Source organism: Clostridium sp. (genome assembly GCF_047718555.1).
Classification (GTDB): domain Bacteria; phylum Bacillota; class Clostridia; order Clostridiales; family Clostridiaceae; genus Clostridium_I.
This window is the reverse complement of the sequence record NZ_JBDNRK010000047.1, coordinates 22,921-33,449: the sequence shown is the minus strand read 5'-3', so window position 1 is coordinate 33,449 and position 10,529 is coordinate 22,921. Positions and strand designations below refer to the sequence as shown.

10 protein-coding genes are annotated in these 10,529 nt (G+C 29.7%); 1 reads left to right on the top strand and 9 read right to left on the bottom strand.

Annotated features, from left to right (window positions below; genetic code table 11):
- Positions 1-307: 307 nt before the first annotated feature.
- The 8 genes from ABF633_RS15865 to ABF633_RS15830 form a co-directional block, all read right to left on the bottom strand.
- Positions 308-688 (bottom strand): CoA-binding protein, encoded by a 381-nt coding sequence (locus tag ABF633_RS15865; protein ID WP_415524865.1) that lies wholly within the window; start codon positions 686-688, stop codon positions 308-310.
- 313 nt (positions 689-1,001) lie between these two features.
- On the bottom strand, positions 1,002-2,237 hold the full coding sequence (locus ABF633_RS15860; RefSeq protein WP_415524864.1) for an NAD(P)/FAD-dependent oxidoreductase: 1,236 nt from the start codon (positions 2,235-2,237) through the stop codon (positions 1,002-1,004).
- 323 nt (positions 2,238-2,560) lie between these two features.
- Positions 2,561-3,307, bottom strand: a complete 747-nt coding sequence (locus ABF633_RS15855) for an acyl-[acyl-carrier-protein] thioesterase (RefSeq protein ID WP_415524863.1) — start codon at positions 3,305-3,307, stop codon at positions 2,561-2,563.
- Between the two features lie 244 nt (positions 3,308-3,551).
- Entirely contained in the window at positions 3,552-3,737 is a 186-nt protein-coding gene (locus tag ABF633_RS15850) for a DUF1858 domain-containing protein (protein ID WP_415524862.1), read from the bottom strand.
- 112 nt (positions 3,738-3,849) lie between these two features.
- On the bottom strand, positions 3,850-5,136 hold the full coding sequence (locus tag ABF633_RS15845; RefSeq protein WP_415524861.1) for an adenylosuccinate synthase: 1,287 nt from the start codon (positions 5,134-5,136) through the stop codon (positions 3,850-3,852).
- A 33-nt stretch (positions 5,137-5,169) separates the two neighbouring features.
- Complete coding sequence (locus ABF633_RS15840; protein ID WP_415524860.1) at positions 5,170-6,576, bottom strand: NAD(P)/FAD-dependent oxidoreductase; 1,407 nt, start codon at positions 6,574-6,576, stop codon at positions 5,170-5,172.
- Between the two features lie 208 nt (positions 6,577-6,784).
- Positions 6,785-7,330 (bottom strand): NADH peroxidase, encoded by a 546-nt coding sequence (locus ABF633_RS15835; RefSeq protein WP_415524859.1) that lies wholly within the window; start codon positions 7,328-7,330, stop codon positions 6,785-6,787.
- A gap of 346 nt (positions 7,331-7,676) precedes the next feature.
- The gene (locus ABF633_RS15830) at positions 7,677-8,612 is read right to left on the bottom strand and encodes a dipeptidase (protein WP_415524858.1); all 936 of its coding nucleotides are present in this window, start codon (positions 8,610-8,612) and stop codon (positions 7,677-7,679) included.
- Between the two features lie 256 nt (positions 8,613-8,868).
- On the opposite strand from ABF633_RS15830, the gene ABF633_RS15825 reads away from it, so the two are divergent.
- Entirely contained in the window at positions 8,869-9,111 is a 243-nt protein-coding gene (locus ABF633_RS15825) for an AbrB/MazE/SpoVT family DNA-binding domain-containing protein (protein ID WP_415524857.1), read from the top strand.
- Between the two features lie 82 nt (positions 9,112-9,193).
- Here ABF633_RS15825 and ABF633_RS15820 read toward each other — a convergent pair whose 3' ends face one another.
- Positions 9,194-10,525: a VWA-like domain-containing protein gene (locus tag ABF633_RS15820; RefSeq protein ID WP_415524856.1), complete on the bottom strand. Its 1,332-nt coding sequence runs from the start codon at positions 10,523-10,525 to the stop codon at positions 9,194-9,196.
- Positions 10,526-10,529 lie beyond the last annotated feature (4 nt).

Below are 10,529 nucleotides of genomic sequence, written 5' to 3'. Positions count from 1 at the left end.
ACCACCGTGAAAGGGTGGTGTCTTAACCGCTTGACCAAGGGGCCTTATTAAATTTATTACCGCATCTCGCGACCTAACAATAAATATGATACAAAAAAAACCGTTTAATGTCAACATAAATTTTCGTATTTTTTAATATTTCTTAAAATAATAAAGATAAAATGTAATTTATTGCACAAAGAAATAAGTAACTTCCAATTTTGACAAGGCATTATATTCCATATTTCTTATATTCTTGAATTTATCTTATCTTTGATGTACTCCTACTCCTTCTTCTATATCTTATCTTGAAATATATTAGTATAAGCTAATTATTAGATTTATGTGAAAGCTCTACTAATGCACAGCCTTCTACTGCTGTAATACTATTTTTTCTACAATAATCTAATATTTCATTACTTCCTGCACCTGGCTGGATGAGTACTTTATCTATGTTTAAATCACTTACTTCTTTCAGTATTCCAATGCCCATTACAGGATTTATGCATAAATCTACAACATCTATTCTATAATTGACATCTTTTAGATTTCTATATATATCTTCTGATTTTTCTCTAGGATTAACGCCAGATGCATTGTATCCCTTCTGTTTTAATTCCTGTAATATTTTATAAGCATACTTGGTGCTATTTGAGACATCGCCTACTACAACCCAATTCTTATAGTTCATTAATTCCTCAGCTTTCATACATATCAACCTTTCTAATATATAATTGTAACCACACTATTTTGTAAAAAACTATAGTTATTATGATCCACATTATAACTTATTTATTCAATATTATTATAAGCTAAACAAACATAAATATCCTAATGATATTTATGTGACTACAATTGGTAATATACAATCTGCACATCTTCAAATTATCAGTAAATCTTACTTAGTGGCAGTTTGCATTTCCACTGAGTTTAGATGAAATATCCAAGGATGTGCCACTGTTATCTCCAGCTTTATTAGATAGAGTATTACAGCGGCTAGTCATTGGATAAATAAATTAAAGTTAAGTATCTGCTGCGTTCTTTCCTGCAATATATGCCGAACTCCAAGCCCACTGAAGATTAAAGCCTCCGCAGTCACCATCCACGTCTAATATTTCTCCGCAAAAATATAAATTATCTATAATTTTTGATTCCATGGTCTCTGCTTCAACATATTTAGTATCAATCCCTCCAGCAGTAACTTGAGCATTGGAAAAAGAATTTGTATCTACAACCTGAAAAATCCAGTTCTTTAATAAATTGTAAATATTTTTCTTTTCTTTCCAACTTAATTCTAAACAAGGCTTATGCATATTATCTAATTGAGCTTCCCTTAAAATTATAGGAATCATTTTCTTATTAATAATTCCTATAAGTGAATTAAACACAGTTCTATGGCTAAACATTCCCCAATGATTTTCTAAAAAATCTATGAGTTCATTCATTTTATATTGAGGCATCATGTCAATTCTTATATCTGCATTGCTTCCCTGCTCAAGAGCTTTTGCTGCAATACCACTAAGCTGCAATATAGGTGGTCCTGATATACCATAATCAGTAAAGAGAATTTCTCCAAATTCTCTTCTTTTTACTTCTCCCTTTACTAATACCTCACAATATCCATTAAATTTAATTCCAGACAATGCCTTTAGATTTTTATATTTAAGCTTTAATTGTACTAGGGCTGGAATAGGATTAATTATCTTATGTCCAAAAGATTTTGCAATAAAATAACCAATGCCGTCCGATCCTGTTTTAGGTGCAGCCTTTCCACCAGTAGCCAGTATTAGTTTATTACACTGAAAACTCTCTTCTCCATCATCTGTAAAAATATGAAATTCTGAGTTCTTTATTTTAATATCTTTAACCTTGTTATTTAAATATACAGGTATACCTCTTTCTTCTAGTGCCAGTCTAATTACATCTAAAACTGAAGATGCCTGCAGAGACATAGGATACATTTTACCCTCCTCTAAGACCGTAAGTGGCAATCCTATGGAATTAAAAAACAATTCTGAATCCCTGCAATTAAAATTATTTAGAGAAAAGTTAAAAAAGCCATCATTATTGCTATGATATCTTGAATAATCAACACACGTGTTAGTTATGTTACATCTTCCATTTCCCGTAGTCAGCAGCTTTTTTCCTATTCTATCATTTCCTTCTAAAATCGCCACATCTTTTCCTAGATCTTTAGCAGTAATTGCTGCCATAATTCCTGAAGCACCACCACCAACTATAATAATATCATGTTTCAAAATACTTTCTCTCCCTTTGTTATTTCAAATCTACAACTCTTAATATATAATTTGTGCAATAAATATTGCATTATATAGGTTATAATTAAAATTATACCTCCAATTTATGATACTTAATTAATAATATTTAAATATAGATATCTAATTTCATAATTAAATATTGTTTTAAAACACACATCTTTTTAATCTTATATTTTAAAATACTATTTTATAAATGAGATAACTTATTACAGTATATATGCTTATATTTTAAAATTTTTATATTATTTTCCAAATAAAAAATCAAAAATTTTTTGTGCCATTCCTGATTATAATTTATATTCCTACTTACCCCATACAGTTTTTACCAAATTTAATCTTTCACCATTAGAATTTAAAAGTGAATTGTAGACTATATATCCATTATCAATCTCTATAGTTTCTCCCAAAACTTTAACAGCCTCTCCATAAGCAGTCTCTTTATCATAGTCTATCCTTAATTGTTTCAGCTTATAGTTATTAATTATTTCTTTTGGTATTGTTTCCAATGCCCAGGATACATACTTAACGTTATTTACGTGTTTATTTGTATCTATATCACTATATCTGACAAAAAAGGTTTTCTCCGCAGTAATATTACTAGGTTTTCTTAGCTTTTCAAACTCAATTGGAGTATTATCTTTTTCAGTAAGTCCAAATTTTTCTATTATTTCCCCTTGTATTTTACAAGGCCTTCTTCTCTTCATATTTATCATAAACCATAAGGAATTAGCTGTAACTATTGTTTCTCCTAAAGAATTTATAATTTCAAATTTTCTATAAGCATAAAACCTTCTCACTGAATGTGCCCAAGTTCGTACCCTTAATTCTTCACCAAGCCTGGCATATTTATTTATATTTATATCCCATTTATACACAACCCAAGCTATATTGTTTTCCAAAAGATATTCTATCCCCATATCTAAGCTTTCGGAATGATTTAGTGATAAATCCTCAAAATAATTTACAAAAGTTGCAATAAAAACCCTTCCATTTCTATCTGCTTCATAATGACGAACTTTATAAGATTCTTCATAAACTATATTTTTCACATTATTTACCCCCCACAAAATAAATTGAAAATGCTGCAGATAATTTATATTAAAGTAAATTAAAGATTGTTGTAACACTTTATACCTATATTATAAGTCTAAATCAACATAGAATATATAGACTAAAACTATTATACTGAATAATTATTCTAAAAAATGCATTAAATCTAAAAATAATTAAAAATAAGCACTGAATTTAAGATAAATTCAGCGCCTATATCATCTAAAATTTATGTTTATAAATTTATTTGTTCAATGCTAATAATAAATCATTTAAATCTAACGCATGAACTAATGCAGCTTGTTCTAATGTTTCTCCTTGAGATGATGGACATCCTATACATCCCATACCAAAACTCATTAATACTTGTGCCTTCTCAGGATAAGTTCTTACTACTTCTCCTATAGTTGTATCTTTATTAATTTCCATAATACATACCTCTCTTCTCATATATACTTAGTATTCTTATTATAACACATTTAGTATACTAATAAAGTATATTTTTATTAGTTTAAATTATAATAATATAAATATTATACAATTATATTTCACTAACTACAATAGTTTGATCTCTTCTTGGTCCCACTGAAACTATAGAAACTTTTGTATCTGTTAGTTCTTCTATTCTTTTTAGGTAAATTTTAGCATTAGCTGGAATCTCATCGTAAGTTCTTGCAGTTTCTATGCTATCATCCCAACCGTCAAATTCTTCATATATAGGTTTACAAATGGCTAGATCTTCAAGGCTCGCTGGTACATAATCTATAATCTTACCATTGATTTCATATCCAACACATACTTTTATTTTATCTATTCCGGCTAAAGTATCTATCTTAGTTACAGCAAAGCTTGTAAGCCCTGAAACTCTTGCTGCTGATTTTAAAATTACAGTATCAAGCCATCCGCATCTTCTAGCTCTACCCGTAGTTACACCATATTCATGACCTTTATCTCTTATATGCTCACCCATAGAGTCAAAAAGCTCTGTAGGAAAAGGACCTTTTCCTACTCTTGTTGTATATGCCTTAGCGATTCCTATAGCACTATTAATCATAGTAGGGCCTATGCCTGCTCCAGTACATACTCCCCCCGCAATTGTGCTAGAAGATGTAACAAAGGGATATGTTCCATAGTCTATATCCAATAGATTTCCCTGAGCTCCTTCAAAAAGCACTTTTTTGCCTTGTTTTATTTCATTGTACACTCTTACAGAGGCATCAGCTACAAAGGCTTTCATTCTCTCTGCATAATTTATGTATTCCTCATACATAGCATCAAAATCAAATGTATCCGTATTATATATTTTGGATAAAACTTCATTTTTGCTAGATATATTTTCTTTAAGTTTTTCTTTAAAAACTTCTTTGTGCATTAAATCACATACTCTTATTCCACATCTCTCAGCTTTATCTGTATAACAAGGGCCTATACCCTTTCCTGTAGTACCTATATCATTTTTACCCCTTACTTTTTCTTTAACACCATCTAAAGCTCTGTGATAAGGCATTATAAGCTGTGCTCTATCACTAATCAATAATTTTTCAGGGGTAACCTTAACTCCTAGACTCTCAAGATATTCTATTTCTTCAAACATAGCCTTAGGATCTAAAACTACACCATTACCAATAACATTAAGCTTATCTTCATATAATATACCTGATGGTATAAGATGAAGTTTATACTGCTTATCTCCTACTTCAACAGTATGACCTGCATTATTTCCACCTTGAAATCTAACAACTACATCTGCTTCCTCTGCAAGATAGTCTGTCATCTTGCCTTTACCTTCGTCCCCCCATTGAGCTCCTAAAACAATAAATGCTGACATAATAATTCCTCACTTTCCCCTTGGGTTAAATATTTAACTATGTTTTGCTATATTTCTAGCAACTATAACTCCTGTAACGGATGCTTGCATAAGTCCTCTTGTAATTCCAGCTCCATCACCTATAGTGTATAAATTTTTTATTTGTGTCTCAAATTTATCATTTGTTTCAAACTTGCTTGAATAAAATTTTACTTCAACTCCATATAAAAGAGTATTTTTACTATATAAGCCCGGTGCAATTTTATCAAAAGCTTTTAAAGCTTCTACTATTGAAGTTAAGTGCCTTTGTGGAAGCACAAAACTTAAATCACCAGGTACTGCTGATTTCATAGTTGGCATAGTTGTTGATTTTTTAAGTCTTGATTCACTTGTTCTTCTTCCCATTAACAAATCACCAAGTCTTTGAACCATTATTCCTCCACCAGTCAGCATATTACCAAGCTTTGCAATATATTGACCATAGTCTATCGGCTGATTAAATGGTTCCGTAAAAGTAGTTGATACAAGCATAGCAAAATTAGTATTATTAGTTCTCAACTCTTTTTCTCCATAGCTATGTCCATTAACTACTGCCATACCTTCATCATAGTGTTCCTCAGATACTACTCCACCAGGATTCATACAAAAAGTTCTAACTTTATTACCAAAAGTATCGGAATAATAAACAAGTTTTGCTTCATATAAATCTTTAGTTAAGTGATCCATAATTGAGTTTGGTACTTCAACTCTTACTCCAATATCAACAGCGTTATTAGTAGTCTTTATATTATGATTTTTTGCTTCCTTTGTAAGCCACTCAGCGCCACCCCTACCAGGTGCAACAACTAAGTTTTCAGTTTCAATTCTAGATTCTCCAGCTTTATTTTTTATATTTATTCCCTTAACCTTACCATTTTCAACTATTATATCTGTAGCTTCTGTAAGCTCTTCAAATTCAGTATTAGTATTCTCTATAAGGTGCAGGTACATTTTTTTCAAAACTTCATATGCTAGTTCAGTACCTAAATGTCTTACAGGACATTCAATAAGGCGAATATTGTGTTTACTAGCTTCATATTTTATCTCGTCTACTCTCTCATTATTTAATCCGTAAACAGTCTTACTGGCACCAAATTTTAGATATATATCATCACAATAATTTATTAATTTTTGAGCTTCTTCTTCTGAGTAATAGTCTAAAATTCTTCCACCAACTTCTGGGCTTAAGGATAGTTTACCATCTGAAAAAGCACCTGCCCCTGACCAACCAAAGGTTATGCCACAAGGATTACAGTTTACACATTTACCAGTCTTTCTTGCAGGACAAACTCTCTTTTCAATACTTCTTCCTCTATCAATTATTAAAACACTTAATTCTGGTTTGATTTTTGTAATTTCAATTGCTGTAAAAATCCCTGCAGGACCAGCGCCTACTATAACAATGTCATAATTATTTTTCAAATCATATCCCTCCCTTTAACATATTAGCAGAGCAATGTAAACTAGTCAATACAACTTACGAATATTAATACAAGCTTAAATTATATAGTTCGTATTAAATATTAAAAAAGTAGCGGTATAAAGATCTTAGTTGTTTCTTTAAAGATACCTTAAACAGTTGGAAATAAAAAATGGCTTTCTCTTTAATTGAGAAAGCCATTTTTTATTTTTATTTAAAATATCTGTTTAATAATCCTTTGAAAGCTTTTCCATGACGAGCTTCATCCTTACACATTTCATGTACAGTGTCATGAATAGCATCATAATTAAGCTTCTTAGCTAAAGTTGCTAATTCTTTTTTACCTTTGCAAGCACCATATTCTGCTTCTACTCTAACTTCAAGATTCTTTTTAGTATCAGCTCCTACAACTTCTCCAAGAAGTTCTGCAAACTTAGATGCATGCTCTGCTTCTTCAAAAGCTATTCTCTTATAAGCTTCTGCTATTTCAGGATATCCTTCTCTATCAGCTTGACGGCTCATAGCAAGGTACATACCTACTTCTGTACATTCACCAGTAAAATTAGCTCTTAAACCTTCTACTACTTCTGCATCTACGCCAGCTGCAACTCCAATCTTATGTTCATCTGCCCATTCTTCTTTATCATCAGTTTTTTCTATAAATTTATCTCTTCCTGCACCACATTGAGGGCATTTTTCTGGAGCTTCAGCTCCTTCAAATACGTATCCACAGACTGAACAAACAAATTTTTTCATAACAAATTCCTCCTAAAATTCTATTTATATTTTATTTAATTTTTATTAAGTTCAAATGGCAATTTCATCGCCAACAGTTACTATTATATAATAATAATTATTATTAATCAAGTACTTTTTATAAATTTTTCTAATTAGTTTTCTATTAATCTTTAATTGATGGAAAAATTCATGAAATCACCCGCAAACTTTGACTATTATATTTATCCATGACATCTGCACATTCCTATATAATTCATCTAAGCTTAGTGGAGATACAAACTCCCACTAACTAAAATTCATTGATAAAAATATTACTGCCTGTAAAAATTATTTATTGAAATTAACAGAAGGATTATTTTGCAGACTAAATATCTTTTATAATTCTTAAAGCATTTTTATAAAATATCTTTTCTATATTATCTTCACTAAAACCACTTTTTTTAAGCTCATCTTGAAGTTTATACATCTCTGATGTATCTTTGATTTCAACTTCACATTCTATTCCATCAAAATCACTGCCCAGTGCTATTACATCTATTCCCCCTATATTGTAAATGTGTTTTATATGAAGGAGCATATCGTCAATTTTACTAATACTACTTTCTCCTAAAAATCTATTATAAAAATTTATGCCCATGATTCCACCTATATTTGATAATTCTTTTATCATAGAATCTGTTAAATTTCTTGGATGATCAGTTATAAATCTTGAATTAGAATGAGATGCAATAAAAGGTTTCTTAGATAACTTCAATACATCATAAAATCCTTTATCAGAAAGATGTGATACATCGATAATCATATTAAGTCTATTCATTTCCTCTATGACTTGATAACCAAAATTTGTTAATCCTTTTCCCATATACTCTTTTTTAGAATTTGGAAATCCTATTTCATTGGGATAGTTCCAAGTCAAAGTCATAAGCCTTACCCCTAACCTATAAAAATTTCTCAGGTTATAAAGTTCACCTTTTAAAACTCCGCCTTCCTCTATAGTTAAAAATGCAGATAATTTATTTTTCTTCTTATTATTTATTAATTCATCATAAGATTTTACAAGAGCTATTGAATCCTCGTTTTTTTCCATCTCCATATAAAACCTATCTAACATACTAAGACAATACTCTAAAGGGTCTTTCACGTGCTTTAAATTTAAAAATAAAGCAAAAAACTGAGCTAGATTATCTCCATTTTTTAATTTTTCAATATCTATGCTAAAATTATTTGACTTTAGTTCTGACATTCCTCTGCTGTCCATAATTCTTGAAATAGTATCACAGTGAAAGTCTATTACCTTCATTTATATACCTCCGACTAATAAAAATCTTTCATATATATTATAACATTAATAATAATAGATTTTTATTCATATTATCGACTTATTTACTATGATATGTCATACATTTGTCGAAAACTATCGATTAATCTAAAGAAATTCTAAATTATTTATTATACATTTATATTTTTCATCAAAAATTACTTGACTTTATACTTAAGGCTTGATATCATTTAATTAGTTAATAAGTCGATTTTTGTTATTTAAGGAGGATCTTGTGATGAAGTCAACAGGAGTTGTAAGAAAAGTAGATGAATTAGGTAGAGTAGTTATTCCAATAGAATTAAGAAGAACATTAGAAATAGGTGAAAAAGATGCTCTAGAGATATATGTAGAAGGTGAACATATAATCCTTAAAAAGTATCAACCAGCTTGTATTTTCTGTGGAGATGCAAGAGATGTTATAAATTACAAAGGAAAAAATATTTGCAAAAATTGTATGGCTGAATTAAAGAATGATTAATCTATCTTTAAGTTAGGCATAATTTAAGCAATAAAAAGTCCCCCTCTAATATAATTGGGGGACTTTTTTATTAGACAAGCTATTATTTAGCCCATTCACTTCTTGTATCTCTCATAGCCTCTCGAATAAGGTCATATGCATTAGCCGCCTCTTTTTTATCTATTGAATTATTTAATTTAACTACTACTCCTATTTGTTTTTCAAGGGAAAGCTCTTGCTCCTTCCCTGTTAGCACCCAAATAGTATTATAATTATAAGGAGAAATTTTAAGCTCTTTTTCACCTAGCCCATCTGTAAAAAAAATTAGAACATAATCTTTAAGTCTTTTATTATATATATATTGAAATACCGGAGAAAACTTAGTTCCTCCTTTAGTATTAACCTTCTCTTTCACATCTTTTATGCTCTTTACTTTATATATTCTTCTTATTTCACTATCACATTCTATTATAGATATATCGAAAGGATAATTTTTAACTATTGAAAAAATTTCTGTCATTGAATTTTCTATTTCTTTATCAGACATGCTTCCACTAATATCAATGGCTATTAAAATTTTTACTATCCTATTTGATAGTTTTCCTCTTAAATCTAATCTTTCAGGCTGTCTTCTATCTCTTCTTGTTACAGTTTTTTTATGACCTACTGGAATTACACCAATACTTCTTCTAAGATAATCCTTCCAGCTTATTTCTGGAACATTATTAAGTGATTTCATAAGAATATCTATACTTTCAGGTATTTTGCCTTTGTAAGCATTAGCTGCTGTTTTTTTTATTACTTCATCCATTTGTTCTATATTGACATCTTCATTCATATCTTCCCAAATTTCATGCATCTTTGAAAAATCCTGTTCAGATTTATTATCTTTTTTAATTTTCTTATCTAAAGCTCCTTGTATTTTAGCTGCATACTGCTCCATAGTCTGTTCTTCTTCAAGATCTACATTATAAGCTAATCTTATATTTTCAAGTTTTGCTGACCAAGAAGGTAAATACATTAAGTACTGATTTATAGATATATCCATTGCAAGATTTATGGCAAGCTGACTATATTTATATTTTAAATTTTTTGCTCTTTCATAGTGCTTGCTCATGATATGATATACCTCATGTTTAATAAGAGCTTCCATTTCCTTTAAAGTACATTCTAAAAACATAATTGGATTAAAATACATGGAAAAATAAGCACCAGATAACTTTGTTTCCACAGCAGTAGAAAGCTTAAAATCTATCTTCCGTTTGCATTGAATAAGAAATAGTCCAAAAAAATTATCTTCATCCTTCATAAGAGATAAATTGCACATTTCTATTAATTTCAAAAAATCCTTCTTAAAATTTTCTGAATTATATTCTCCTATTTGCACTTCCCCATATAATCTTTTTCTCAATCTTTCAAAATTATTTTCTTCCATATCC

Excerpts from the sequence above, each read along its gene's own strand:
- ABF633_RS15825 (WP_415524857.1), top strand. The coding sequence starts at position 8,869 with ATGAAGTCAACAGGAGTTGTAAGAAAAGTAGATGAATTAGGTAGAGTA.
- ABF633_RS15865 (WP_415524865.1), bottom strand. The coding sequence starts at position 688 with ATGAAAGCTGAGGAATTAATGAACTATAAGAATTGGGTTGTAGTAGGC.
- ABF633_RS15830 (WP_415524858.1), bottom strand. The coding sequence starts at position 8,612 with ATGAAGGTAATAGACTTTCACTGTGATACTATTTCAAGAATTATGGAC.
- ABF633_RS15835 (WP_415524859.1), bottom strand. The coding sequence starts at position 7,330 with ATGAAAAAATTTGTTTGTTCAGTCTGTGGATACGTATTTGAAGGAGCT.
- ABF633_RS15845 (WP_415524861.1), bottom strand. The coding sequence starts at position 5,136 with ATGTCAGCATTTATTGTTTTAGGAGCTCAATGGGGGGACGAAGGTAAA.
- ABF633_RS15820 (WP_415524856.1), bottom strand. The coding sequence starts at position 10,525 with ATGGAAGAAAATAATTTTGAAAGATTGAGAAAAAGATTATATGGGGAA.
- ABF633_RS15850 (WP_415524862.1), bottom strand. The coding sequence starts at position 3,737 with ATGGAAATTAATAAAGATACAACTATAGGAGAAGTAGTAAGAACTTAT.